Below are 26354 nucleotides of genomic sequence, written 5' to 3' on the forward strand. Positions count from 1 at the left end.
GGAGATCATGAAGACAAGAAAAATGCTCCTGGCGCGCCATCGCGGGGTGGCAGCCGTCGAGTTCGGCATTCTCCTGGTCCCCATGCTGCTGATGGTCTGTGGCGTGGCCGAATTCGGGCGCGCCATCTACCAGTTCGACACCCTGACCAAGGGCACGCGCTCCGCCGCCCGCTACTTGTCGCAGTTCTCTCCGCTGGATGTCAGTTATCCGACCGGGCCGGCGAAATGCCTGGCCGTCTACGGCAATACCAGCTGCTCGGGCTCCGCGCTCTCCACCGGTCTCACTACCTCGATGGTGGTGATCTGCGATCGGGTCGATGCGTCAGGCTGCCCCGGCATGTCATTCGCCGACGTGAGCACCTACGACAACAGCGCGGGCACGGGCACGCCGGCCGGCACGATCAACCTCGTCACGGTAAAGATCACCGGATATACGTACTCGCCCATCCAGACCTTCATCAATGCAAGCGGATTGACCTTCACCGACATCGCCACCGTCATGAGGCAAGTGCTATGAAAACGCGGCTCCCCTTCTTCCGGCCTGCGCGGCAGCGCGGCGCGACTGCTGTCGAGTTCGCCTTGATAGCCGGCATCTTCTTCCCCCTGCTGATTGGCATCGTGGAGATATCCCGCGTGCTGTTCTACTGGAACACCGCAGCCGAGGCGACACGGCTCGGCGCGCGCATGGCGGTCGTCTGCGACGCCGACGACGCGATCATCAAGACCAAGATGCGCTCCCTGTTGCCACTGCTCAGCGCCGCCAACATCCAGCTCAACTATCTGCCAACCGGATGCGACTCCGATGCGGTCACCGCGCGCGGCACCTGCCAGAGCGCAACCGTCAGCATATCCAACGTCTCGGTAAGAACGTTCATCCCCTTGCTTCCGATCACGCTGACCATGCCACCCTTCACATCCACGCTGTCCCGAGAGAGCATGAACTCGTCAAGCGGCGGATCGGTTTGCAGCTAGATTGCCCGAGACTGGAGAACGCACCATGTTGAAGATTCTGATCGCATCGGAAGATGCCCAAAAGCTTGACGAGATTTCCCGCCTGTGCGCGGGAATCGGGAACTTCCAGACCATGTCCTTGCAGGAGGGACCGGCGCGGTTCCCATTCCATGGCAGCCAGATGCAGTTGGCGGACCTCCTCATCATCGAGCAACCCATTGTCGGGGCCTCGCAGATGCATGGCATCGAAGCCCTGCGCCAGCAGCACCCCGAGCTGCCTTGCATTCTTGTCACGCTCAACCCAAGCTCCGACTGCCTGATCAAGGCCCTGCGCGCGGGTGTGCGCGACGTCCTGGCGTGGCCGCTGGAAAGGGCGCAGCTGGCGGAAGCGCTGCGGCGGGTGGAGGCCAGCCATGTGCCCAAGAGTCGCGAGATGGCGCAAGTGATCTCGTTCATCTCATGCAAGGGCGGTGCGGGCACCAGCTTCCTCGCCAGCAATCTCGGGTATGCGCTTGGCGCCCAGTTGGGAAAGCGCGTCCTGGTAATCGACCTGAACCGGCAATTCGGAGACCTGACCTACCTCGTCAGCGACAGGACGCCGCCCTCCACGCTGCCGGAAATCTGCGGTCAGATCGAGCGGATGGATGCAGCGCTCCTTGATGCGTGCCTGACGCATGTCGAAAGCAATTTCGACATCCTGGCCGGTGCCACCGACCCGATCAAGGCAGGCCAGATTCAGAAAGAGAAACTCGAGTGGATACTCTCGGTGGTCCAGCCGGTCTACGACTTTGTGATCGTGGACATCGGGCAGGCGGTCGACCCTCTGTCCATCGGACTGCTCGATCGCAGCGATCGCATCTGCGTCGTCGTCGAACCAACCATCGCCTTTGCCCGCCCGGGACGCCGCTTGCTTGATATCCTGCGCGCCCTGCACTACTCGGCCGACAAGGTCCACATCTTGCTCAATCGCGCGGGCCGCCGCAATGCGCTGGCCCGCTCGGCCCTGGGCGACGTGTTTGGCATGAAGATCTTCCACGCGCTGCCCGACGAGTCCTCGGCGGTCGACGAGGCCATCAGCCACGGAGAGCCGGTCGCGAAATCCCACAAGCGCAGCGCCATCGCCAAGGCGATCCTGGCGCTGGGTACGCTGTTCGTGGCCACATCCGGGGCGGAGCGCCGCGCGCAACAAGAAACCGTGTCGCCGTTGCGCAAGCTGATGCTGCGCACGCGCGCAACCTGAGCCACCGAGTTCCTGATTCCCTTACCGGAGATCATCATGTCAATCCGCGATCAGCTGTCGAGCCCAAGCCAGCCTGCCTTCATCGCCAATGGCCATGGGGCGATCCAGTTTCCCCCGACCCCGGCGAACTACCGCTCGTTCAAGCGGACCATCCATGAGACGGTGCTGGACCGCGTGGAACTGGAACGGCTGGCGCGCTACCCCGGTCAACACGGCGAAACAGACCTTTGTGGAGCGGCGTGGCAAGCTGGAACTCACCGATGTCACGTTCTACGATGATGCGCACCTGATGAAGGTCATCGAGAAGATTGTTTCGCGAGTCGGCAGGCGCATTGACGAAACCAGTCCGATGGTGGACGCACGGCTGCCGGACGGTTCGCGCGTCAATGCGATCATTCCGCCCTCCGCCATCGATGGTCCCTTGCTCTCGATCCGCCGGTTCGCCGTCAATCCCCTGCAGGTAGCCAACCTGGTCGAGCTCAAGAGCCTCACGCCGCCGATGGCGCAACTCCTGCAGGCGCTAGCGCACGCCAAGGTCAACGTGCTGGTGTCAGGCGGAACCGGCAGCGGCAAGACCACGCTGCTGAACATCCTGTCCGGTTTCATTCCGGAGAGCGAGCGCGTGGTCACCATCGAGGATGCCGCGGAACTCCAGTTGCGCCAGCCGCACGTGCTGCGACTGGAAACGCGGCCACCGAATATCGAAGGCAAGGGTGAGATCACGCAGCGCGCGCTGGTGCGCAACGCGCTGCGCATGCGGCCCGACCGCATCATCCTGGGCGAGGTGCGAGGTGGCGAGGCGCTGGACATGCTCAATGCGATGAATACCGGCCATGAGGGGTCGTTGACCACCATCCACGCCAACACGCCACGCGATGCGCTTACGCGCCTGGAGAACATGGTCAGCATGGCGGGCCTCAACCTGCCACCGAAGGCAATCCGGCAACAGATATCCTCGGCAATCACCGTCATTGTGCAGGCGTCCCGGCTGACTGACGGGCGCAGGAAGATAGTCAGCATCCAGGAGATCACAGGCATGGAGGGCGAGATCATCAATATGCAGGAGATCTTTACCTTCCAGCGTACCGGCGTAGCCCAGGATGGCACGGTCAACGGGCACTTCCGCGCCACAGGCGTGTACCCGAAGTTTGCTGAACGACTGCGCGTGTTCGGCGTGGGCCTGCCCGACGAAACCTATGACCCGGCAAAGCGCTTCGACGTCTGAATCGGCCATCGGCACAGAGAATGCGGGGAGAAGAAAATGAGCTTCATATTTTATGCCTTCATCATCTTGTTGTTCGCTGCGGTGGTGCTTTGCATCGAAGGCGCCTACCTCTGGTGGAACAATTACCACGGCCCGGCGGCGAAGCGGATCGAGGCCAGGTTGCGGTCGCTGTCGGCCGGCGGGCAAGTTAGCGCGCAGACCCTGTCGATCCTGAAGGGGCGCATGTTAAGCAACACACCGTTGCTGCAGCGCTGGCTGCTGATGCTGCCTCGCGTCGGCGGGCTCGACCGATGGCTCGAGCAATCCGGGAGCACGTGGTCGGTTGCGCAGCTACTCGGCTATTGCGGGCTGGTCGCGCTGTGCACGCTGGCGCTCGTGCCGCTGCTGCCCGTGCCACTGGGACTGGTGATCCTGGGCGCCTTGCTGGTTGGCTCATTGCCAGTCTGGCATGTCATCGCACTTCGGCATAAACGCCTCAAGCAACTGGAGACGCAATTGCCCGATGCGGTCGACATGATCAGCCGCGCGCTACGCGCGGGGCACTCCTTCTCAGGTGCGCTGGGGATGGTGGGGCAGGAGGTGAAGGACCCGATGGGCCGCGAATTCAGGACTACCTTCGAGGAGATCAATTACGGAGTCGCTCTCGACGAGGCAATGACCAACATGGCAATGCGAGTGCCAATCAACGACTTGCGCTACTTCGTGATCGCGGTACTGATACAGCGCGAGAGCGGCGGCAACCTTGCCGAGATTCTCGACACGATCGGCAACCTGGTGCGTGAACGCCTGAAGCTGTTCGACAAGATCAAGGTGCTGTCGGCAGAGGGGCGTCTCTCGGCGTGGATACTGGGCCTGCTCCCGTTCGGCACCGCGGCGCTGATTCTCGTGGTGAATCCGGATTTCATGACCGTGCTATGGCAAGACCCGATGGGCCTCAAGATGGTCGGGATGGCGCTGGGGGGAATGACGCTCGGCGTCTTCTGGATGCGCCGGATCATCCGTATCCGGGTCTGAATGTGCGCGACCCAGAAATAAGCAGAATTCTCGATTCCGGAGGCGATCATGCAAGGTGTCCATACAGAGCAGATCCTGATGCTGGTTCTCATTTTTGTGGCGGCGTTTGGCGCGGTGTTCGGTCTGCTGCTGACATTCGCGCCGAGCCGGGCCAGCGCGAGGATGGGGCAGATAGTCGGTACGACCACGGGGGCGGGCACAGGGCAGGACAATGCCTGGATCGACAACCTGGTGCGGTGGGCCAAGCCCGTGTCCCGCCTGTCGTTGCCCAAGGAGGGTTGGGAAGGCTCGCAAATGCGCGTGCGCTTCATGAACGCTGGCTGGCGCAGCAATGCTGCGCCGCATCTCTACTTCGCCGCCAAAACGGTGCTGGCCATCGGCCTGCCCATGCTGGCGTTGGTGGCGGTGAGCGGCCTGCAGGCGTTCCAGGGGCAGTACCAGATCGTCGCGCTCCTGGCGGTACTGGGCGCGATTGGTTACTACCTGCCCAATGCCGTGCTATCGCGCAAGGTGGATAACCGCAAACGCGCGGTGTTCGAGGAGTTTCCGGACGTGATAGATCTGCTCACGGTTTGCGTGGAGGCCGGGCTCGGGCTCGATGCGGCGCTGATGCGCGTGGCGGACGAACTCGCGCTGCGTGCGGGTACTGTCCGACATGCTGCGAACCAAGCGCCGCATGCGTGCTGAGGAACAGGCCGCGAAGATTGCACTGAAGCTATTATTCCCCTTGATCTTCATGATCTTCCCCACGCTGCTGCTGGTATTGCTCGGCCCCGCATTCATCCAGATCTACCGGGTCTTGCTACCGACCATGTCCGGCCAGTGAGCTAGCTAGCCTCACCTGACTGGACGTCGCTCCCTCGATTGTCTCCCGGTGCAACGCCAGGGAGCCAGTCTTGCCCGGACTTTGTCCGGGCGTTTTTGCTGGCGGCACACATAGCCAGCATGCCTGCCGGTGAGGGGCGAGCGGCGCGACGCGCCCATGGCGCTTGACCTGTTCTTCGCGCGCATGAAGAATACGGGCAGGCCCCTTGCCGTCGACGCGTCGGCATTTCGCATGGAGACCCCATGAAGCTCCGCATCCTCAGCGATTTGCACCTCGAACACGACACACCGGCGGCGGTACCCGCCTGCGCCGCCGACCTGGTGGTGCTGGCCGGCGATATCGCCAATGGCCGCGCCGGCGTCGACTGGGCCGCGCGCACCTTTTCGGGGCCGGTGGTCTATGTGCCGGGCAATCACGAGTACTACGAGAGCGCCTTCGAGCAGGTGGACGCGGAGATGGCGCAGGCCGCCGGGGCGGCGCCGCATGTGCGCGTGCTCAATGGCGAGGTGGCTTGTTTCGACAACCTGGCAGGCGAGCCGCTGCGCGTGATCGGCACCACCTGGTGGACCGACTACGCGCTGTTTGGCGCCGGCCGGCGCGAGGAGTCGATGCAGCTCTGCGCCGGCGTGATGGTCGACCACCGATTGATCGAGGTGGCCGATGGCAATGGCCAGCACCGCCGCTTCACCGTGGCCGATGCCCTGGCGCGGCACGAGGTGGCCAGCAACTGGCTGGCAGCGCAACTCGCCAGGCCCTTTGCCGGCAAGACGGTGGTGGTAACCCACCATGCGCCGGATCTCGGCAGCCTGGACCCGCGCTTCTCCCACGACCTGGTCTCTGCCGGCTTTATCTCGCGCCGGCCGGACCTGGTCGCGCAGGCCGACCTGTGGGTCCATGGCCATACGCATACCGGTTTCGATTACTCTCCCCGCAGCAGCGCGAAGACGGCCTGCGAGATGCCCAGTTGCTGATGCGCGACTTCTCCCGCATCCGCGTTGCACCGGATTTCGAGGAGCGCTTCACGCCCGCCACGTCGCAGGCGCTGTTCGCGGATTCGGTAGCCTGGCTGGCCGAGCGGTTCCACGCGCCCCACGACGGCCAGACCGTCGTCATCACGCACTTCGCGCCGTCACCGCTGAGCATCAGCCCCAAGTTCGCCGGCTCGCACCTGAACGCCAGCTTCGTCTCCGACCTGCGCCAGGAAATCTCGGCATGGCAGCCCGCCCTCTGGGTGCATGGCCACACCCATGACAGCTTCGACTATCAACTGGGCGCCACCCGCGTGGTGTGCAACCCGCGCGGCTATATCCGCCGCAAGACCGGCGAGCCGGAGAACCCGTCCTTCGACTGGTGCTACACGGTGGAGATCTGAGCCTTTCCCGCGACTGCGCGCCTTCGGCTGGTACTGCCGCCCCATGGACTTCCCATAGGCAAAAACCCCCGCCGGCTCGCGCCAGCGGGGGTTTTTGCTACTACAGGTACAGCAGGTCGCCGTTTGGCAGGCCGGCAGATTTACATCATGCCGTCCATGCCGCCCATGCCGCCCATGCCGCCCGGCATTGCCGGAGCCGAGTCATCCTTCGGCATTTCGGCAACTGCGCAGTCGGTGGTCAGCATCAGCGACGCGACCGAAGCAGCGTTCTGCAGCGCGGTGCGGGTCACCTTGGTCGGGTCCAGCACGCCCATTTCCACCAGGTCACCGTACTCGCCGGTGGCGGCGTTGTAGCCGTAGTTGCCCTTGCCTTCGATGACCTTGGCCACGACGACCGAAGCTTCTTCGCCAGCGTTCAGCACGATCTGACGCAGCGGCTCTTCCATGGCGCGCAGCACGATCTTGATGCCGGCGTTCTGGTCAGCGTTGTCGCCGGTCAGGTTGGCGATGGCAGCGCGAGCGCGCAGCAGGGCCACACCGCCGCCGGGGACAATGCCTTCTTCCACGGCTGCACGGGTCGCGTGCAGTGCATCTTCCACGCGTGCCTTCTTTTCCTTCATTTCGACTTCGGTGGCGGCGCCAACCTTGATCACTGCAACGCCGCCGGCCAGCTTGGCCACGCGTTCTTGCAGCTTTTCACGGTCGTAGTCCGAGGTCGCTTCTTCGATCTGGGCACGGATTTGCTTCACGCGTGCTTCGATCGAGGCTGCGTCGCCGTGGCCGTCGATGATGATGGTGTTTTCCTTGCCGATCTCGATGCGCTTGGCTTGACCCAGTTCTTGCAGGGTTGCCTTTTCCAGCGTCAGGCCGATTTCTTCAGCGATCACTGCACCGCCGGTCAGGATGGCGATGTCTTCCAGCATGGCCTTGCGGCGGTCGCCGAAGCCCGGAGCCTTGACAGCAGCGGTCTTCAGGATGCCACGGATGTTGTTCACCACCAGGGTCGCCAGGGCTTCGCCTTCGACGTCTTCAGCAATGATCAGCAGCGGGCGGCCCGACTTTGCCACTTGTTCCAGCACCGGCAGCAGGTCACGGATGTTCGAGATCTTCTTGTCGAACAGCAGGACGAACGGGTTGTCGAGGGCGACAACTTGCTTTTCCGGGTTGTTGATGAAGTACGGCGACAGGTAGCCGCGGTCGAACTGCATGCCTTCCACGACTTCCAGCTCGTCGGCCAGCGACTTGCCGTCTTCCACGGTGATCACGCCTTCCTTGCCGACCTTGTCCATCGCTTCAGCGATCAGCTTGCCGATCACTTCGTCGCTGTTGGCGGAGATCGAGCCAACTTGCGCGATTTCCTTGCTGGTGGTGGTGGTCTTGGTCAGCTTCTTCAGCTCTTCAACCGCGTTCACCACAGCCTTGTCGATGCCGCGCTTCAGGTCCATCGGGTTCATACCGGCGGCAACGTACTTCATGCCTTCGCGCACGATCGACTGGGCCAGCACGGTTGCGGTGGTGGTACCGTCACCGGCGTTGTCGCTGGTCTTGGAAGCCACTTCCTTGACCATTTGCGCGCCCATGTTCTGCAGCTTGTCCTTCAGCTCGATTTCCTTGGCCACGGACACGCCGTCCTTGGTCACGGTCGGGCCGCCGAAGCTGCGCTCCAGCACCACGTTACGACCCTTCGGGCCCAGGGTAACCTTGACCGCGTTGGCGAGAATGTTCACGCCTTCGACCATCTTGGCACGGGCGGCGTCGCCGAATACTACGTCTTTAGCTGCCATGTTCTGAATCTCCTAAATCTGTACGAATGAGGTGCGTGGATTACTTGTTCACCACAGCCATGATGTCTTCTTCGCGCATGACCAGCAGTTCCTGGCCATCCACCTTCACAGCCTGGCCGGCATACTTGCCGAACAGCACGCGGTCACCCACCTTGACGTCGAGGACGATCGAAGCGCCCTTGTCGTCCTTCTTGCCGGGGCCCACGGCGAGCACTTCACCTTGATCAGGCTTTTCGGCAGCGTTGTCGGGAATCACGATGCCGGAAGCGGTCTTGGTTTCATTGTCCAGACGCTTCACGATCACGCGGTCGTGCAAAGGACGCAGATTCATACGGACTCCTTGGTACAAAAAGTGATTTTAGGTTCACAAAAATGACCGCCAGCACTGACGGCCAGCAGAATTAGTACGCTGGGAGAGGTCTGTTAGCACTCATGCCCAACGAGTGCTAATTATAGGGACGGGGTGTGGTGTTTTCAAGTCGACGACTTGATACGTGTTTACCCTGGAATTGTGAAAATCGTTATGGGGGCTGGCCGTCGAGACTCACACAACGTTGAACCCGCCAGGGCATTGGCGACGAGCATGTGACCGACAACCCGTTACAAATCAACAGGTTGCGTCCACGTAGACGCTCGTTGCACGAGGGCCAAGCCAGCGCCTCCGGCGCGAGTCGACGGCATCGCGAAGAGGTCGGCACGGCAAGCCGGTTGCGCCCGAAGTTCATCGGACAGCGGGGCAAAACGCCCTTGGCGTAGTCGACAATGCCACCCAAGCCAACCAATAATGGCCACGGCGCTCGAAGAAGTCGCCGAGCTTGCAATAGCCTTGCGCCTAGACGTTACTATCCCGCCGCCACGATCACATGTGCCTGAATTTTGCCGGCCACCGGGCCTGCGCCATGGCGCTTGGCAATCGCCTCCGTCGCTCGTTCCGTGGCGAGCTGAAGCAAGCCGGCGTCGCGCGCCTCGATTTCGTTGCGCAGTGGCGTTCCCAGGCAATAGGCGCTGGCGACGTCGCGTGCCGAGGCCGCGCAACTCACCTTCTCGCGTGTCTCGATCTCGATGTCGGCGAACCCTGCGCGGCTCAACTCCTCTTGGATCAGTGCGATATCGTGATAGCCGTGCGGCGTGCGGGCGAGGAATCTCGGAGGGTCATGCGGAAATACGGTGGCGACGGCGTTGGTGACATCGTCGGCAAAGGCGTTCTCTTCAATGCGATCCCAGACATTGAAGAAAAAGCGCCCGCCAGGCCTCAGCATGCGACGCGCCTCGGCGTAGCCGACGACCCGGCTGGGAAAAAACATCGTGCCGAACTGGCAGCAAACGACGTCGAACGAGGCATCTTCGAACGGCAGGTCGAGCGCGTCCGCCTGCCTCCACTCGACACGGCTATCGGCCCCCTGCCTAGCGGCGGCATAGTCGAGCATGGGCTGGTTGAGGTCGGTCACCACATAGCGCGCGCCAGCGCAGAGTTTTGGCGCAAGCGCCCGCGTGACCACGCCGCTGCCGGCATGACCACGCCGCTGCCGGCCGCCGTTTCAAGCACCGAACCGGGCGATGTGGCTGCGACAAGCTCCGCCAGGTCGGCGGCATAGGCCTCGAAGATCAGGGGGACCATCAGCGTGTCGTAGAACTTCGGGATCGAGCCCGAAAACACCTTATCGCGCTCAGTCATGATATCCCCTTGACAGCTCTTAATGGCGCCTAGACCAGCCACGCCAACGAGTCCCCCGCCTGGTCGGGCATTGGCGACCATGCGCTATGATCGCCGCGCATGCCAGCCTCGTCAACGTCGTCCAGCGATCTTTTCCAACAGGCTTGCCCTCGTGGCAGCGCGGTCGCGGTGGTGCTGCGAATGGCGGCTAGCGGGCTTGCAATCTCAGCCGCCGTATGGCCGATATGGGTCGGGAAAATCCGACCAGGTTGCGGCGGGCAGAGGTCCCTTCCCGGCCATCTTCAGATGGTTGGCCCATGGTTGCGCAGAGCCATTCCAACGACAGCTCCGCCCAGACAACCGCCTTTCGTCTTCCGGCACTCATAAACGCGGGGAGCCCTCCCCTCCTTGCAGCCCGGCGAGTCGCTTCAACGAGCGCTTGGGTTGCGCGATCACGAAACAGTGAGAATGGCCTTTGGCTCGAGAAAGGCCTCGAGCCCAAACGTGCCGTACTCACGGCCGATACCAGATTGCTTGAAGCCGCCGAATGGCGCGGCCGGTTCGTGTGCCAGCGTGTTGACTAGGACTCGACCCGCGTCGATTCGCCGTGCGAGCTCGCGCGCACGCTGGTCATCCGCCGAAAACACGTATGCTTGCAGGCCGTAATTGGTGTCGTTGGCGATAGCGATCGCGTCTTCAGTATCGCGGTACGCGATAATCGACAGCACCGGACCGAAGATCTCTTCGCGGGCAATCGCCATCTCGTTGGCCACATCGCTGAAGACGGTCGGACGCACGAACCATCCTGCGTCAATGCCATCTGGCCGGCCTTCGCCTCCCGCGATCAGACGCGCGCCTGACTCGATGCCAATCCGGATATAGCGCTGCACGCGTTCCCACTGCTTCTGGCTGACCATTGGGCCGACAGTCGTCCGCGGATCGCGCGGTTCTCCTGCTTGCGTGCACGCCACTTCTTGCTGCACCCGCGCTTCGAATTCCGCGAGCCGCTGCTGCGGCACCAGAATGCGCGTGCCCGCGATGCACGCCTGGCCGCTATTCATGAAACCGGCCTGAATCACGAGCGGCACCACCTCGTCGAAATTCGCGTCGTCGAGCACGAGCACCGGCGACTTGCCGCCAAGTTCGAGCGTCACGCGCTTCAACGTCTGCGCACCCGCGCGCAGAATCGTCTTGCCGACCTCGGTCGAACCGGTGAACGACAGCTTTGCGACATCCGGATGCGAACTGATCTGCGCGCCGACCGTTTCGCCGCGTCCCGTCACGATGTTGAACAGGCCCGGCGGCAAGCCGGCTTCGTGCAACGCTTCGGTGACGATGCGCGTCTGGATCGCGCTCATCTCGCTTGGCTTGATGACGGCCGTGCAGCCCGCGGCCAGCGCGGTGGCGAGCTTGCCGCAGATGAAGCCCGCGTTGCTGTTCCACGGCGTGATCAGACCGGCGACACCTAGTGGCTGCATCACGATCTCGGCAATACCCGCGCGACGCGTGAACGCATAGTCCTGCAGCACCTTCGCCGCTTCGAGCAGCACGTTGCTGGCATGCTGCGCCATCCAGCGGCCGCGCGATATGGGTGCTCCATATTCCTCCGTGATCGCCTCGTACAGTTCGTCCTCTTTGGCGACAACAGCTTGGTGCATGCGCTTGAGCATGTCGATGCGCTCGCTCTTGCTGGTGCGGGAAAACGCGGGAAACGCGCGCTTTGCTGCGGCGATCGCATCGCGCGCGTCTTGCGCATCGGCCAGACGCACGCGTCCAATTACCTGCTCGGTCGCCGGATTGAAGAGGTTGAACAGTTCGTCGCCGTGCGGTGTGACGAAGGCGCCGTCGATATAGATTTTGTCGATGATCTGCATGGCTGCTCCCAGAAGACGTACCAGACCGCTAAAGATAGACCCGATGCATTGCGCCGACTAGCCATACAATACAGCATGTATAATTGAAAAATATCGGATAATGAAGACATCGGGCTTGGCCGAACTAGAGGCGGTGCTGGCTGTCGCGCGTCACCGCAGCTTCCGCGCGGCCGCGACGGATCTGGGCATGTCGACGTCTGCGCTCAGTCATGCCGTGGCGGCACTCGAAGCGCGTATCGGCGTACGGCTCTTCAACCGCACGACGCGTAGCGTGGCGTTGTCGGAAGCCGGCGCGCAGTTCGTCGACAGCGTTGCGCCTGCGCTCTCCACGATCCGCGTCGCGATCGAGCAGGCCGGCAGCTTCCGTGACACGCCGTCGGGCACGCTGCGTATCAATGCGTCAACCGGCGCGGCCAGGCAGGTGATGCCGCTCTTCATCGAATTCCTGCAGCGCTACCCGGAGATGAAACTCGATCTGGTCACCGAAGGGCGCCTGATCGATATAGTTGCCGAGGGCTTCGATGCTGGCATTCGGCTGACTGAAACGGTGCCGCAGGAAATGATCGCGGTGCCGTTCGGGGACAGGCAGCGCTTTGCCGTGGTCGGCAGTCCAGCCTATTTTGCGCGGCAAAAGCCGCCGCGCACGCCGGCCGATCTGAACGCACACCGCTGCATCCGCTCGCGCATGCCGAGCGGCGCGATCTATCAGTGGGAGTTCGAGCGGCACGGCGAAACGTTGCGTATCGATGGCAAAGGCGCGCTGACGCTCGACGAGCCAGGCCTGATGCTGGCGGCGGCGCGTGCCGGGATCGGTCTTGCATATCTGACCGAGTGGAACGTCGCCGCGGATCTGGAAGCTGGCACGCTGGTTCGTGTGCTGGCAGATTGGACGCCTCCTCTCGACGGCCTCTGCCTGTACTATCCGGGTCGCCGCCACGTGCCGGCCGGACTGCGCGCGCTGATGGACATGATCCGCGAACACGCCGACGCGCGGCGGGCGCGCCGGCCGGACAAGGGCGACGGGTTCAACGTTGAGTGACGCGCCACAGTGATGACGGCTGGCCGTATGGCGGAATCTTTATTCGCGCCTCGCTCGATTTCGCTGGAGTGCAAGTTACCCATAGCCCACCTGCACATACGTGGGCAATCGGGTCATGGGCATTAGCCGCAACAGGCTACGCAACCGTCGGCCTTTCCCTCTTACTCTTACTCTTACTCTTCCTCTTCCTCTTCCAGTACGAGGCGACGCCCCCCATTCAAAACTGCATGGCAAGCGTACAGAAGCGTTGATTTACGGGCGCGCCGGCATGGCTAAGAATGGTCACACCAACCCATCGCCAACCGATCCGGAGCACATCATGTCCCAAGCCACCATGCAGGCCCTTACAGTCGAATCCGCGGGCGCGCCGTTCACCGCCGCCCGGCTTCCCAAGCCGGTGGCCGGCCCCGGCCAGGTGCTGGTACGCATCATGGCCAGCGGCGTCAACCCGCTCGACACCAAGATCCGCGCCGGCCAAGCTGAGCATGCCCGCCACCCCTTCCCCGCCGTGCTGGGCCTGGACCTGGCCGGCGTGGTCGAAGCCGTGGGCGCGGGTGTGACGACCTTGGCCCCCGGCGACGAAGTCTATGGCATGACCGGCGGCGTGGGCGGCCTGCAGGGCTCGCTCGCGCAGTACGCGGCGGTCGATGCCGACCTGGTCGCGCGCAAGCCTGCCGCGCTGTCGATGCGCGAAGCCGCCGCCTTGCCGCTGGTATTCATCACCGCCTGGGAAGGACTGGTCGACCGGGCGCGCGTGCAGCCCGGGCAGAAGGTGCTGGTGCATGGCGGCGCCGGCGGCGTGGGGCACATCGCGGTGCAAATCGCCCGCGCGCTCGGGGCGCAAGTGTATGCCACGGGCTCGGCCGCGCAGAAGGCGATCATCGAAGGCTATGGCGCCACCGCGATCGACCACGCGACGACATCGGTTGCGCAGTACGTCGACCAGTACGCGGGGGGCGAGGGCTTCGACGTGGTCTATGACACCGTGGGCGGCGCGGTGCTGGACCGTTCTTTTCTGGCTGCGCGCACCTATGGCGGCCATGTGGTGAGCTGCCTTGGCTGGGGCACGCACGCGCTGGCGCCGCTGTCGTTTCGCGCGGCCACGTATTCGGGCGTGTTCACGCTGATGCCGATGCTCACCGGCAAGGGCCGCGCGCACCACGGCGAGATCTTGCGCGAAGCGGCGCGTCTGGCCGATGCGGGCAAGCTCTCCGTGCGCCTCGATCCGCGGCACTTCGGACTCGATAACGCCATCGATGCGCACCGCGCCGTCGAGACCGGCACGGCCAAGGGCAAGCTGGTGGTAGAGATCGCCAAGGACTAGCCAGCGCGGCCCAGGCGCTCGAAGGTGGCATCCAGGAAGGCGCGCAGCCGTCCCAGGCGGCGCAGGTCGCGGTGATAGCCCACCCAGACATCGCGCCCCGGCGGCGCGTCGCCCATGTCGATGGCCTGCAGCCCGCCCAGGCGCTCGGCCAGCACGCAGGGCAGGACAGCCAGCCCCGCGCCGGCCGCGCACAGCTTGGCCTGCGCCTCGCGGCTGTTGCTGCCGAATGCCACCTTGGCGTTAGGCAGCAGCTTGCGCATCCAGGCCACGTCCGGCAGGTCCGCGAAGCCCGCGTCCAGCGTCAGCAGCGCATGGCCTTCGCCGTCGCCCGCGCGCGGCGGCGCCACGCCGGGCGCGGCGTAGAGCGCGTAGTCCATGTGCATCAGCTTGCGCTGCACGATATCGGCCTCGTCGAACGCGCGGATGCGAAACACCAGGTCGGCCTCGCGGCGCGCCAGGCTAAACAAGCGCGCATCGGTGACCAGTTCCACGGCGACGCGCGGATGCGCGCGGATGAAGTCCGCGATCACCGGCGTCAGCATGTGCACGCCAAACCAGTCGGACGACGAGATCCGCAGCATGCCGTCCAGTTCCCGCGCCTGGCCGGAGAGCTGGCGCTCGAAGGCGATCGCAGCCTCCTCGATACGCTCCGCGTGAGCGAGCACGGCGGCGCCTTCATCGGTCAGCAAGTAGCCGTCGCTGGTGCGCTGGAACAAGGCGTGCCCAACGGCATCCTCCAGCGCCTTGAGCCTGCGCCCCATGGTCGGCTGGGTCTGCCCGATCGCGCGCGCGGCTCCGCCCAGGGTGCCGGCCCGGGCAATTGCCAGGAAGACCTTGATATCGCTCCAATCCATCCGGGGCATGTGCTGACGTTAAGTTTGGAAGGTGCCGGGCTCAGCGCGGCGAGGCAACACACAGGCGGCTGCGCGATGATGGCACGGCGGTGTGGCGGGAACAATAGCCGGCGCGCGGGCGGGCCGCCATCCCGTGAACGTCAAGCGGAGGACGCCTGGTCTTCCAGCACCCAGTAGTCGGGCGCCTCCAGGCTGGGGCTGCGCAGCACCATCGTATGGCCGCACTGGCGGCAATGGTAGACATAGGCGGCGCCGTCCTGGGACTGCGCATTGGCGCGCGCGGCTTCCAGGTCCTTGTGCGGCGGCAGGTGTCCTGGCCTGCCGGCCTGGCGCTTGCATCGCTCACACGGCAACATTGACTGACCTCGTCTTGATAGTTTGATAGTTTGATCGAAGGCGGGGACGCGATCCGGTGCTAATGGATGGCGGCACGCGAAATTTTGATGCAATGCATCAAAATTATAGGCATTCTGCGCGTCTTTGCCAGACATATAACTGGTGACGAATCGCCTTGCAATGCAGCGAAACGATCGTCGGAGCACGCAGCAATGCCCGACTAGCGGGTAGCGAGCGCGGCCACGGTGAGGAGGTCCCGCCGCGCATCCGGATTCGCTTCAGCGCGCGCGAGGGTATCGCCCGGCAGCCGTTCCCGCGGTGGCTCGGCCAGCGGCACCGTGAGGACGGCGAACACGGAAAACGGGCACCAGAAAGACGGCCTGAAGAGACTCATTCTGCGGTTGACGATGGCGCCGGCAAGAAACGGTGAAGGCTCCACGAAGCATGGAACCGGCGTGCAGGCAGCGTGCCGGTCCGGCTTCAGGATTTTTAAGCCATTACCCATCTTAACGACCAAAACGGCAGATGGTTGAGGCTGTCATCAACTATTCATGAAACCCGTAGAGTACGGCGCGCACGCAGGACAAGATGCGTCCAGGCGACATGCAAGGTGCATCGCGGCCTATTGCCCCGAAGCGGCGCCGCGCGCCTTGCGCCTGGCGGGCCGGCCCGTCTTGACGGTCTCGACCTGGGCCACGACGGCCAGCAATTGCCGCTCCGGCAGCGACTCCAGCATCTTGAGCCCGGCCCGCAGCAATTCACTCTTCTTCACGTGCGCGCCGCCGTTCAGGCAGCGCCGCTTGAGCTCCGCCAGCTTGGCATAGTCCCACTCCGGCATGGTGAAGCTGTCGCGCACGACCTTGGCCTTGGCGGGCTTCTGCACCTTCTCGGCCTTCGGTGCGTTAGCCGCGGGCTTTGCCGCTTCGACCTTGGCAGCCTTGACTGCCGTCTCCGCCTTCTTCGCGCGCGTGACCGGCCGTTTCACCACGGTGGCTGCCTTCTTCTGCGCCGCAGCGGGCGCGGGCGTAAGCGTACGCCCATTTGAAGCCGTTGCCATGCATCCTCCTGTTCTGATCCACTGGTATCAAAACAGTATATACCGTTTATATCGTGGATTTTTGCGGGCGTGCGAGAGCAGAGAGGCGGCAATGGGCGGCAATCGTGGCGGGGCCGGGCGGACACGGATTTCGTCAAAAAACCTGCCATCCCCGCGAAGGGAAAAGTATCGGCCGGCCCCGCCAGGATCTTAGCCGCCAGTTATTTCATTCGCGCGACGCTACGCGCCCGGCGCGGACTCGCTGGCGATGGCCTGCAGCGCCGCCTTGTCGGATAGCGTGAGACGGCCGTATTCCAGGCGCAGCACGCCCTGCTTCTCCCAGTCCCGGAGCTGGCGGTTGACGCTCTGGCGGGACACGCCGAGCATATGGCCCAAGTCTTCCTGGGAGAGCTTCAGCGCGGCGGGAGCGGCGGATTTCCGCACACCTGGCGTGCCCTGGCTGGACAGCGCGTGCGCATGCTCGACGGCAAGCAGGCGCCGCGCCAGCCGCACCGGGAACGGCATCAGGATCACCTCGTCGATCCACTCCAGCGCGCTGCGGTAGCGCCGGCAGATGAGTTGCGTGAACTCCATCAGCCAGCGGGGCTCGCGCGCGATGAGCGCATGGAACCTGGCGGCGGGGAGCACCAGCAGTTCGCTGGCCTCGGCGGCGCGCGTGTCGTACACGCGATGCGCGTCGATGAAGAGCGAGACCTCGCCGAACCATTGCCCGGGCTCCAGCAGGCTGACCACCGCCTCGCGCCCGTTCTGCGCGGTGCTGCTGACCTTGATGGCGCCGCGCTCGACGCAAAAAAGCGCGTCCGGGTTGGAGCCGTAGGTAAACAGCACCTCGCCCTTGGCCAGCTGCCTGCGCATGGCATGCGACCGGAGCAGGGCTTCGAGCTCGGCCGAGAACTGTCCAGCGGCGGCGTCATCTTCGTGCGGCCGCGGTTGTGTGCTCATGCCATTGCCCCGGTTATGCTGGTCATGCCGCTCAGGCCGGATCGGTGCGGAACCAGCCGGTCAGTGCCCAGCGGGTCTTGTGGCAGGGCAATACCTCATGCGGGACCAGGTCGCTGCGAAACACCACCAGCCGCGCGCGCTGCGGCAGCACGCGGTGCAACTCGGTGGCGCCGTCGTCCTGCCCGTAGAGCGCGAGCTCGCCGCCATCTCGCTCGCACCATTCGGGATTGAGATAGAGCACCAGCGAGATCTTGCGATGCAGGGTCGCGCGATGCTGGTCCACGTGCTTCCTGTAGGCGGTGCCGACCGGATAGTGCGAAAAGTGGAATTCCTCCCGCTTCAAGCCCAGGAAGTACCGCTCGTTCAACGCTGCGCGCAAAGCCGCCGCCCAGGCCTGGAAATCTGCCCTGGCCGCGCCGGCGGGTGCGTCATCGAGCCACAGGATCGAATCGCCGCGAATGCCCGCGTCGCGGGCGGTGGCATCGCCCCGCCCGATGCGGGCCGGGTGGAACAGGCCGGCCTCCCACGCCGCGCGGCTATCGGCATGCAGCCGCGCCGCCAGCGTGGTGTCGACGAGGTCGTCGGAGACGGCCCAGTCCTGCGCTTCCAGGGCAACAAACAAACGTTCCAGGGCTGACATGGGTGCAAGATTTGGTGCTGGGCAATTGTCAAAACGAAAAGGGCCACCTGGACAACAGGAGGCCCTTGGCGCGCGGGCGCACAGTTTAACAGCCGGGCGGGCAGCCCTGCCGGCCTACAACCCGCTGCTGTCCAGGTACTCCAGCGCAATGCTCACCGCGCGGCGGGCCTTGAGCACATAGATCACCTGCCGGTCGCGCACGACCAGGGTCAGCAAATCGGCCTGCATCAGTTCGTTGAAATGGTGGCTGGCGCGCGGCAGGCTCAGCCCGGCGACGCCGGCCAGGTCGAACGCCGGCATGCCGGCTTCGCCCGCTTCCAGCAGCGCGCGGCAGATGGCGGCGCGCGCTGGCACTGTCAGCAGCGCGTACGTCAGTGTGCTTTCTTGATCGGTCTCCATGGCCACGCTTTCCCGCTTGTCGTCCAGATGTCGTGTCGTTATATATGCGTCGGCTGGCCGTACGGATTGCCGCAGCCCTCCCGCCGCGACCGCCTGACACCTACTTTCTACGCGGCAGGCGCAGCGAATGCAACCCGCCGGGGCTCGCTGGCGCACAATTACACAAGATTACAACAGGGTGCGGGGACCCGCCCTTGGCTGCACGCGCGGTGCCGGGGCGTCCCCTGCGGCGCAGGCGCTCGCTAGCCCTTCGCCGCGCCGCACAACCCGGCATCCACCGCAGCAAGATTCCGTGACAGGCACGCGCGCCCGCCGCGTGCCGCATGCGTGGATGTATTTCGCGCTTCACTTGCCGGCGCGACCCGTGGCGCCGCTCCGCACATCGGCGTAAGCCGGTGAAATATTCGGTAATGCGCAGCGCGTTCCACACATTCCCGCGCCGCACTATCCTTGCCATATGACCAGCCTGCGCTACGCCGCGCCGGCGGTGGACATACGCGCGCAAACCAAGCCGCCAGCCCGGGCAGGAAACGACAACCATCAGCATCGCTTCACGAAAGTCCGTCATGACTATCGCTTGCATCCCGCATTCATGAACGCCGCGCGCTTGCTCTCGCCGCGCCTGTTCTGCATCGTCCTGGCGTCTGCCTGGATGGGCGGCTGCGCAGTCGGGCCGGACTACCAGCGCCCCCCGGTCGAGACCCCCGCCACATATCGCGAAGCCGTGCCGGACGATCACCAATGGAAGGTCGCCGAGCCCCGCCCGGTGGACTTGACCCAGGCGTGGTGGGCGGGCTTTGACGATGCCCGCCTGAATGATCTGGTGGTGCAGGCCAACGCGGCCAACCAGAGCCTGCGCCAGGCCGAGGCCCAGTACCGCCAATCCCGCGCGCTGGCGCAGGCGGCGCGCTCCGCCTTGTTTCCCACGCTCGGCGCCGGCGTGGCGGTGGGACGCGCGCGTACCAACGCGCTGGGCATCCAGACGGTGTCCAACACCCACTCGGCCAACCTCGATGCCAGCTGGGAAATCGACCTGTGGGGCCAGGTGCGGCGCAGCATCGAAGCGGCTCGCGACAACGCGCAGGCCAGCGCCGCCGACCTCGCCGCCGCGCGCCTGACGATCCAGGGCGAGCTGGTGCAGGACTATATCCAGTTGCGCGTCACCGATGTGCTCAAGACGCTCTATGCGCGCACGCTGGCCGCCTACGAGGACTCCCTCAAGCTGACCCAGAGCCAGTTCCGCGCAGGCGTGGCCACTGCGGGCGACGTGGCGCTGGCGCAGGTCACGCTGAACTCGGCGCAAGCGCAGGCAATCGACCTGGACGTGCAGCGCAACCAGCTCGAGCATGCCATCGCCGTGCTGCTGGGGCGCGCCCCCGCCGAGTTCACGCTGGCGCCCGAGGCGTTCACGATGCGCCCGCTGGCGGTGCCGCCGGGGCTGCCCTCGGCACTGCTGGAACGCCGCCCCGACATCTCGGCGGCCGAGCGCCGCATGGCGGCGGCCAATGCCAATATCGGCGTGGCGCGCGCCGCATACTTTCCCTCGCTGGTGCTCTCGGCGGTGGGCGGCGCCAGCAGCGGCAGCCTGGCCAACTGGTTCGGGCCGCCAGGCCGGGTGTGGTCACTGGGTGCGGCGCTGGCCGGGACCATCTTCGACGGTGGGCTGCGCAACGCGCAGAACGACCAGGCCGTGGCGGCCTACGACGGGGCTGTCGCGGCGTACCGGCAAACCGTGCTAAGCGGCATGCAAGAGGTGGAAGACAGCCTCTCGGCGCTGCGCGTGCTCGACCAGGAAGTGGCGGTGCAGGACCATGCGGTAGATGCCGCCCGCGTGGCGGAACGCGTGAGCCTGGCGCAATACCGTGCCGGCACCGCTTCCTACCTCGGGGTGGTAACGGCACAGGCCCTTTCCTTGTCTAACGAACGGACCGCGATCCAGTTGCGTGGCCGGGAGCTTGCAGCCAGCGTGGCGCTGGTCAAGGCGATCGGCGGCGGCTGGCAAAGCGATGCGCTGGCGCAACCCTGAGCCGACGACCCCCTGATCCTCCTATCTACATCGGCAGACCACTTCCAAGGCAATCCATGGCGTCCCAGTCCTCCCGCCGCAATCCTGTCCTGATCGGCCTGGCCGTGCTCGTGCTGGCGGCCGTGGTGTGGTTCGCCATCGGCCCGCTCAAGCGCATGGTGGCGCCGCGCAGCGCAGCGCCGCCGGCGCCGGCGGTCTCCGTGACCAGCGCGCAGGTGAAACGCGAGGACGTGCCGATCGGCCTGGCTGGCGTCGGCACGGTGCAGGCGATGGCCACGGTAACGGTCAAGCCGCGCGTGGATGGCCAGCTCGACCGCGTCGGCTTTGTCGAAGGCCAGGACGTCAAGGCCGGGCAATTGCTGGCGCAGATCGACCCGCGCACGTTCCAGGCGCAACTGCAGCAAGCCATGGCGCAAAAATCGCGCGACGAAGCACAGCTAGCCAACGCGCGCCTTGACCTGCAGCGTTACGAGGGCCTCATCAAGGAAAACGCCACTACACAGCAAACGCTGGATACCCAGCGCGCGCAGGTGGCGCAGCTGGCCGCGGCGGTGAAGACCGATGAAGCCCTGGTCAACGTCGCCCGCGTGCAGCTCGACTACACCACCATCACTGCGCCGCTGTCCGGGCGCGTTGGCGCGCGCCTGGTGGATCCGGGCAACATCGTCCACGCCGCCGACGCCAACGGCCTGGTGGTGATCCGCCAGGTCGACCCGATCGACGTGGTGTTCACGCTGCCCGACGGCGAATTCCAGCGCATCAACCGGGCCATCCAGGCCAGCGGCACCCCGCTCGCGGTCGAGGCCAGCGAGCGCGCCAGCGGCCAGTTGCTGGGACAAGGCAAGCTGATCCTGCTCAACAACACCATCGACACCACCTCCGGCACCATCCAGCTGAAAGGGCGCTTTCCCAATCCCTCGCATACGCTGTGGCCAGGCCAGTACGTCAATGCGCGGCTGGTGCTCGGCGCGCGCGACCAGGCGCTGACCATCCCCGCCGCCGCCGTGCAACGCGGCCAGACCGGCACCTATGTCTATGTGGTGCAGGCGGACCATACGGTTGCGTCCCGGCCGATCGAGGTGGCGGAAATCCAGGACGCCAAGGCCGTCGTGGCCAAGGGGCTTGCGGCCAACGAGCGGGTAGTGGTGGACGGGCAATACAAACTCAAGCCCGGCACCCGCGTGAACGAGACGACCGCAACCACCACCGTGGCGGATGCCGGTGCCGCGCACGCTTCCGCGCCGGCCGCCGGCGCTCCGGCACCCCGCGCCGGGAACGCACGGCCATGAGCATCTCGGCGACCTTCATCAAGCGCCCGATCGGCACCTCGCTGCTGGCGCTGGCCCTGCTGCTGGTCGGCGTGGCCGCGTGGCCGCTGCTGCCTATCGCGCCGCTGCCGCAGGTGGATTTCCCCACCATCCAGGTGTCGGCGAATCTGCCCGGTGCCAGTCCGGAGACCATGGCGTCGAACGTGGCCCAGCCGCTGGAGCGCCAGTTCTCACTGATCGCCGGACTCACGCAGATGACGTCGACCAGCGCGCAAGGCAACGCCCAGATCACGCTGCAGTTCGACCTCAACCGCAGCATCGACGCGGCCGCCGTGGATGTGCAGGCCGCCATCAACGCCGCCAGCGGGCAATTGCCGAGCGGCCTGCCAACGCCGCCGACCTTCCGCAAGATCAACCCTGCGGACTCGCCGATCCTGGTCCTGGCGGTACAGTCCGACACGCTGCCGCTGACCGAGGTCAACGACTTCGCCGACAACGTGCTGGCGCAGCAGATCTCGCAGATCTCCGGCGTGGGGCTGGTCAATATCGGCGGCCAGCAAAAGCCCTCGGTGCGCATCCAGGTGGATCCGCAGAAGCTCTCGGCCATGGGCATGAGCCTGGAAGACCTGCGCGGCGTGATCGCCGCCACCACCGTCAACCAGCCCACCGGCAGCACCGATGGCGCCAGCAAGGCCTTCAACGTCTACACCAACGACCAGATCACCAAGGCGGCAGTGTGGAACGACATGGTGCTGGCCTACCGCAACGGCGCGCCGGTGCGCGTGCGCGATGTTGGCGCGGCGGTCGACGGGCCCGAGAACGCCAAGCTGGCGGGCTGGGGCTTTGCCGGCGCCGCCGCGCCGGCGGACAACACCTTCCACAACGGGCGCGCGATCATCCTGGCCATCACCAAGCAGCCGGGCGCCAACGTGATCGAGACGGTGGATCGCATCCGCGCCGCGCTGCCGCGCCTGCAGGCCGCGATCCCGCCCACCGTCAACGTCAATACGCTGGCCGACCGCACCCAGACCATCCGCGCCTCGGTGGCCGACGTGGAGTTCACGCTGGTGCTCACCATCGCGCTGGTGGTGATGATCATCTTCGTGTTCCTGCGCAACGTGGCGGCCACGGTGATACCCAGTGTGACCGTGCCGCTGGCGCTGATGGGCACCGCCGGCGGCATGTACCTGCTGGGCTACAGCCGCGACAACCTGTCGCTGATGGCGCTCACCATTGCGGTGGGCTTCGTGGTGGACGATGCCATCGTGATGCTCGAGAACATCTATCGCCACGTGGAAGACGGCATGGAGCCCATGGAAGCCGCGCTCAAGGGCGCCGCCGAAATCAGCTTCACCATCGTGTCGATCTCGGTCTCGCTGGTGGCGGTCTTTATCCCGCTGCTGCTGATGGGCGGCATCGTGGGGCGGTTGTTCCGCGAGTTCGCCGTGACCGTCACGCTCACCATCGTGGTCTCGGTAGTGGTCTCGCTGACGCTGACGCCGATGCTGTGCTCGCGCTACCTGACCCCGCCGCGCGGCCATCATCACGGCCGCATCTACCAGTGGTTCGAACATGGCTTTGACACCATGCTGTCGGGCTACAAGCGCGGGCTGGACGTGGTGATGCGTCACCAGTTCTTCACCCTGTGCGTGTTTATCGCCACGGTCGCCACCACGGTGGCGTTGTTCATCTACATACCCAAGGGCTTCTTTCCGCAGCAGGACACCGGCTTTATGTTCGGCATCGCGGAGTCCGCGCAGGATGCGTCGTTCAAGTCGATGAACGCGCGCATGGTGCAGCTTGCCGATATCGTGCGCGCCGATCCCGACGTCGCCGCGATTGGCATGACCGGCGGGCAGAACACCATCAACACCGGCAATTTCTTCATCAGCCTGCGTCCCAAGGACCAGGGCCGCACCGCCAGCGCCGACGAAGTGATCGCCCGGCTGCGGCCCAAGCTGGCGCAGGTGCAAGGCGCCAACCTGTTCCTGCAGGCCGGGCAGGACATCAACGTGGGCGGGCGGCTGTCGCGCACGCAGTACCAGTACACGCTGATGGACCCCAACCTGGACGAGCTCAACCAGTGGGCGCCGCGCATCCTGGAGCGCCTGCGCGCCCTGCCCCAGCTCGCCGACGTGGCATCCGACCAGCAGAACGCCGCCGCCGCGGCGCGCCTGACGATCGACCGCGCGCGCGCCTCGAGCTTCGGCATCACCCCCGCGCTGATCGACGCCACGCTGTACGACGCGATCGGGCAGCGCCAGGTCGCGCAGTACTTCACCCAGATCAACAGCTACCACGTGATCCTGGAAGCCACGCCCGCGCTGCAGGACGACCCGCGCTTGTTCAGCAAGCTGTACGTGACCTCGCCGCTGAGCGGCGAGCAAGTGCCGTTGTCCGCGTTCGTCAAGATCGACACCGACAGCACCGCCTATCTGTCGATCAGCCACCAGGGGCAATTCCCCGCTGTCACGATCTCATTCAACCTGGCCAAGGGCGTGGCGCTGGGCGATGCCGTCAAGGCCATCAACAGCACCCTGTCCGGCATGGGCCGCCCGCAAACGCTCTCCGGCTCCTTCCAGGGCACGGCACAGGCCTTTGGCGCCTCGCTTGCCTCCCAGCCCTACCTGATCGCCGCCGCGCTGGTCGCCGTGTATATCGTGCTGGGGCTGCTGTACGAAAGCTATATCCACCCGCTCACCATCCTCTCCACCCTGCCCTCCGCCGGCGTAGGCGCGCTGCTGATCCTGCTGGCCGGTGGCTATGACCTCAGCGTGATCGCGCTGATCGGCATCATCCTGCTGATCGGCATCGTCAAGAAAAACGGCATCATGATGGTCGACTTCGCGCTCACCGCCGAACGCGACCACGGCATGAAACCGGAAGAGGCGATCTACCAGGCGTGCCTGCTGCGCTTCCGGCCGATCATGATGACCACCATGTGCGCGCTATTGTCCGGATTGCCGTTGATGCTCGGGCACGGCGCTGGCTCGGAGCTGCGGCGGCCATTGGGCTTTGCGATGGTGGGAGGACTGGTGCTCTCGCAAGCGCTGACGCTGTTCACCACGCCCGTGGTGTATCTCTACCTGGATCGCGCGCACTATTGGTATATGAAGCGCAAGGAACGGCGGCAGGCACGGCGTGAAGGCCGCGAGCACGCGCGCCGCACGCAGGCCGAACGCGAGAGCCGGCGCGTGCTGGCTGCCGGAGAAGGAGACTGAAGGTTCAACTAACCTCAATCACCCCGTTCATCGTCTCATGCCCGGACCCACAAAAAATATCGCACAAGAACGCAAAGCTGCCAGCCGCCTTTGGCAAGGCCGAAACCCGCACCACCTTGCCGGGCGGCAAATCCTCCCGAATCCCGAGATCCGGCACGCTAAACCCCATGATCACATCCTGCGCGGTCAGCTCGAACACCACCGGCTCCCCAACCCGCAGCGCAATCCGGTTCGGGGTGAAGACAAACTTCCGCGCATGCACCTTGATCACCCGCGGCGCGGCGGCCGCGCTTTGCAACAGTGGCGTCCCGCCCGCCAGCGCCAGCAGGCAGCACAGCGCCCGCCTGCGGCTGAATCCTTCCCGTCCGATTACTGACATGACCAACTCCTCATAGCGAGTTCAGCGAGTTCGGCGAGTCCAAAGCGACACGGCACGATCTGCTCAATCAAGCATTGACAGGCTTCTCGTCGATCCCGAAATCCCCCGACGCCCTGCCCGCCTGCACTTCCCTCCAGCCCAATCCCCGATAGGGCTGCGCGGGATCCCACGGCACCGGCAAGCGCTGTGCCTGCGACCCCGGCGCCGGCAACGGGAACATCAGCGAACGCGCCGCGTGGTGCGCGATATGCCCGGTCATGTGGTGATGTTCCTGGTGGATATGCCCGTAGAACACCGTCACATTGGGATGCGGCATCAGGCGCTCGATGACCTGCGCACCGTCTCGCGTGGCCCAGTCCCACTGCGGATAGAGATCGAACAGCGGACGGTGCGTGAACACCACGATGCGCGCCGACTGCGGCTGCTGCGCAAGGTCCGCGGCGAGCCAGTCGAGCTGCGCTTCGCCCACCCGTCCGGAGCACAATGAAGTGCACGCCCTTGTGGTCGAACACATAGTGCGTGGGACCGAACAGTTCGCGATAGGCAGCGCCCTGGTCCAGGCTGGCGTCGTGCTCGCCCGGCATCAGGTGCACGACCGGCACCTTGAGCGCGGCGATGATCGACTGGAACTCACGCATGCGCCGGCGGCGCTCGGCGGGGTCATCGGTGGTTTGCGTCAGGTCGCCGGTGAACATCAGGAAATCCGGCGGCTCGGCCAGTGCGTTGACCGCCGCCACCGCCTTGGGCAAGGTGCCGCGCGCGTCGGGATTGGCTGGGCCCTGGAAGCCCCAGTGAGCGTCAGAGAGTTGGACAAAGTAGAACGCTTCGTCGCGCCCGGCGGCCCATCCGGGCAGAGCCGACACAAACACCGCACCGCCGGCGCAGGCGGCGAGCCCGAGAAAATCGCGCCGCTTCCATGCTCGCTTCAT

General features: G+C 65.1%; 22 protein-coding genes and 4 pseudogenes. 13 read left to right on the forward strand and 13 right to left on the reverse strand.

Annotation, left to right across the window (positions count from 1 at the left end; translation table 11 throughout):
* Positions 1 to 7: 7 nt before the first annotated feature.
* The 8 genes and pseudogenes from OR16_RS22400 (at position 8) to OR16_RS22435 (ending at position 6628) form a co-directional block, all read left to right on the forward strand.
* Complete coding sequence (locus OR16_RS22400; protein ID WP_043420670.1) at positions 8 to 517, forward strand: TadE/TadG family type IV pilus assembly protein; 510 nt, start codon at positions 8 to 10, stop codon at positions 515 to 517.
* The gene (locus tag OR16_RS22405; RefSeq protein ID WP_006160229.1) at positions 514 to 972 is read left to right on the forward strand and encodes a TadE family protein; all 459 of its coding nucleotides are present in this window, start codon (positions 514 to 516) and stop codon (positions 970 to 972) included. The genes OR16_RS22400 and OR16_RS22405 overlap by 4 nt, the downstream gene beginning before the upstream one ends.
* A gap of 25 nt (positions 973 to 997) precedes the next feature.
* On the forward strand, positions 998 to 2191 hold the full coding sequence (locus tag OR16_RS22410) for an AAA family ATPase (RefSeq protein ID WP_006160230.1): 1194 nt from the start codon (positions 998 to 1000) through the stop codon (positions 2189 to 2191).
* Positions 2192 to 2227: 36 nt separating this feature from the next.
* Positions 2228 to 3416 (forward strand): annotated as a pseudogene (locus OR16_RS22415) (CpaF family protein).
* A gap of 36 nt (positions 3417 to 3452) precedes the next feature.
* On the forward strand, positions 3453 to 4430 hold the full coding sequence (locus OR16_RS22420; RefSeq protein WP_006160232.1) for a type II secretion system F family protein: 978 nt from the start codon (positions 3453 to 3455) through the stop codon (positions 4428 to 4430).
* A 48-nt stretch (positions 4431 to 4478) separates the two neighbouring features.
* Positions 4479 to 5256, forward strand: a pseudogene (locus OR16_RS22425) (type II secretion system F family protein).
* A gap of 242 nt (positions 5257 to 5498) precedes the next feature.
* A complete protein-coding gene (locus OR16_RS22430) occupies positions 5499 to 6227 on the forward strand; it encodes a metallophosphoesterase (protein WP_006160233.1) in 729 nt (242 codons plus the stop codon).
* Positions 6227 to 6628, forward strand: a complete 402-nt coding sequence (locus OR16_RS22435; RefSeq protein ID WP_192816451.1) for a hypothetical protein — start codon at positions 6227 to 6229, stop codon at positions 6626 to 6628. The genes OR16_RS22430 and OR16_RS22435 overlap by 1 nt, the downstream gene beginning before the upstream one ends.
* Before the next feature lie 140 nt (positions 6629 to 6768).
* On the opposite strand, the gene groL is transcribed toward OR16_RS22435, so the two are convergent.
* From groL to OR16_RS22455, 4 genes and pseudogenes are all read right to left on the reverse strand, one after another.
* Positions 6769 to 8412, reverse strand: a complete 1644-nt coding sequence (gene groL, locus OR16_RS22440) for a chaperonin GroEL (RefSeq protein ID WP_006160235.1) — start codon at positions 8410 to 8412, stop codon at positions 6769 to 6771.
* A gap of 40 nt (positions 8413 to 8452) precedes the next feature.
* Entirely contained in the window at positions 8453 to 8743 is a 291-nt protein-coding gene (groES, locus tag OR16_RS22445; protein ID WP_006160236.1) for a co-chaperone GroES, read from the reverse strand.
* Between the two features lie 511 nt (positions 8744 to 9254).
* Positions 9255 to 10087: pseudogene (locus OR16_RS22450) on the reverse strand (class I SAM-dependent methyltransferase).
* 431 nt (positions 10088 to 10518) lie between these two features.
* Positions 10519 to 11940, reverse strand: coding sequence for an aldehyde dehydrogenase family protein (locus OR16_RS22455; protein WP_006160237.1), 1422 nt, complete (start codon positions 11938 to 11940; stop codon positions 10519 to 10521).
* A 100-nt stretch (positions 11941 to 12040) separates the two neighbouring features.
* Between OR16_RS22455 and OR16_RS22460 the strand changes: the two genes are divergently transcribed.
* Both OR16_RS22460 and OR16_RS22465 read left to right on the forward strand, forming a co-directional pair.
* Positions 12041 to 12979: a LysR family transcriptional regulator gene (locus OR16_RS22460; RefSeq protein WP_006160238.1), complete on the forward strand. Its 939-nt coding sequence runs from the start codon at positions 12041 to 12043 to the stop codon at positions 12977 to 12979.
* 319 nt (positions 12980 to 13298) lie between these two features.
* Positions 13299 to 14303 carry a zinc-dependent alcohol dehydrogenase family protein gene (locus tag OR16_RS22465; protein WP_006160239.1) on the forward strand — a complete coding sequence of 335 codons (1005 nt, stop codon included), beginning with the start codon at positions 13299 to 13301 and terminating at the stop codon, positions 14301 to 14303.
* Here OR16_RS22465 and OR16_RS22470 read toward each other — a convergent pair.
* From OR16_RS22470 to OR16_RS22495, 7 genes are all read right to left on the reverse strand, one after another.
* The gene (locus OR16_RS22470) at positions 14300 to 15157 is read right to left on the reverse strand and encodes a LysR family transcriptional regulator (protein WP_006160240.1); all 858 of its coding nucleotides are present in this window, start codon (positions 15155 to 15157) and stop codon (positions 14300 to 14302) included. The two genes, OR16_RS22465 and OR16_RS22470, sit on opposite strands and share 4 nt — an antisense overlap.
* Positions 15158 to 15297: 140 nt before the next feature.
* Positions 15298 to 15513 carry a hypothetical protein gene (locus OR16_RS22475; RefSeq protein ID WP_006160241.1) on the reverse strand — a complete coding sequence of 72 codons (216 nt, stop codon included), beginning with the start codon at positions 15511 to 15513 and terminating at the stop codon, positions 15298 to 15300.
* A gap of 200 nt (positions 15514 to 15713) precedes the next feature.
* A complete protein-coding gene (locus OR16_RS43620; protein WP_141639902.1) occupies positions 15714 to 15998 on the reverse strand; it encodes a hypothetical protein in 285 nt (94 codons plus the stop codon).
* Positions 15999 to 16115: 117 nt separating this feature from the next.
* Positions 16116 to 16550, reverse strand: coding sequence for a hypothetical protein (locus OR16_RS22480; RefSeq protein ID WP_006160242.1), 435 nt, complete (start codon positions 16548 to 16550; stop codon positions 16116 to 16118).
* 219 nt (positions 16551 to 16769) lie between these two features.
* Complete coding sequence (locus OR16_RS22485) at positions 16770 to 17492, reverse strand: Crp/Fnr family transcriptional regulator (RefSeq protein WP_006160243.1); 723 nt, start codon at positions 17490 to 17492, stop codon at positions 16770 to 16772.
* 31 nt (positions 17493 to 17523) lie between these two features.
* Complete coding sequence (locus OR16_RS22490; RefSeq protein ID WP_006160244.1) at positions 17524 to 18132, reverse strand: 2OG-Fe(II) oxygenase; 609 nt, start codon at positions 18130 to 18132, stop codon at positions 17524 to 17526.
* A 114-nt stretch (positions 18133 to 18246) separates the two neighbouring features.
* On the reverse strand, positions 18247 to 18531 hold the full coding sequence (locus OR16_RS22495) for an ArsR/SmtB family transcription factor (protein ID WP_006160245.1): 285 nt from the start codon (positions 18529 to 18531) through the stop codon (positions 18247 to 18249).
* A gap of 592 nt (positions 18532 to 19123) precedes the next feature.
* Between OR16_RS22495 and OR16_RS22500 the strand changes: the two genes are divergently transcribed.
* From OR16_RS22500 to OR16_RS22510, 3 genes are read left to right on the forward strand one after another with little or no spacing between them, the layout of a single operon-like run.
* Positions 19124 to 20557: an efflux transporter outer membrane subunit gene (locus OR16_RS22500; RefSeq protein WP_043420700.1), complete on the forward strand. Its 1434-nt coding sequence runs from the start codon at positions 19124 to 19126 to the stop codon at positions 20555 to 20557.
* A gap of 56 nt (positions 20558 to 20613) precedes the next feature.
* Positions 20614 to 21846 (forward strand): efflux RND transporter periplasmic adaptor subunit, encoded by a 1233-nt coding sequence (locus tag OR16_RS22505; protein ID WP_006160247.1) that lies wholly within the window; start codon positions 20614 to 20616, stop codon positions 21844 to 21846.
* Complete coding sequence (locus tag OR16_RS22510) at positions 21843 to 25046, forward strand: efflux RND transporter permease subunit (protein ID WP_006160248.1); 3204 nt, start codon at positions 21843 to 21845, stop codon at positions 25044 to 25046. The genes OR16_RS22505 and OR16_RS22510 overlap by 4 nt, the downstream gene beginning before the upstream one ends.
* Before the next feature lie 4 nt (positions 25047 to 25050).
* Here OR16_RS22510 and OR16_RS22515 read toward each other — a convergent pair whose 3' ends face one another.
* Both OR16_RS22515 and OR16_RS22520 read right to left on the reverse strand, forming a co-directional pair.
* Positions 25051 to 25425 carry a cupredoxin domain-containing protein gene (locus OR16_RS22515; protein WP_006160249.1) on the reverse strand — a complete coding sequence of 125 codons (375 nt, stop codon included), beginning with the start codon at positions 25423 to 25425 and terminating at the stop codon, positions 25051 to 25053.
* 67 nt (positions 25426 to 25492) lie between these two features.
* Positions 25493 to 26354: pseudogene (locus OR16_RS22520) on the reverse strand (metallophosphoesterase family protein).

Source organism: Cupriavidus basilensis OR16, assembly GCF_000243095.1.
Classification (GTDB): domain Bacteria; phylum Pseudomonadota; class Gammaproteobacteria; order Burkholderiales; family Burkholderiaceae; genus Cupriavidus; species Cupriavidus basilensis_D.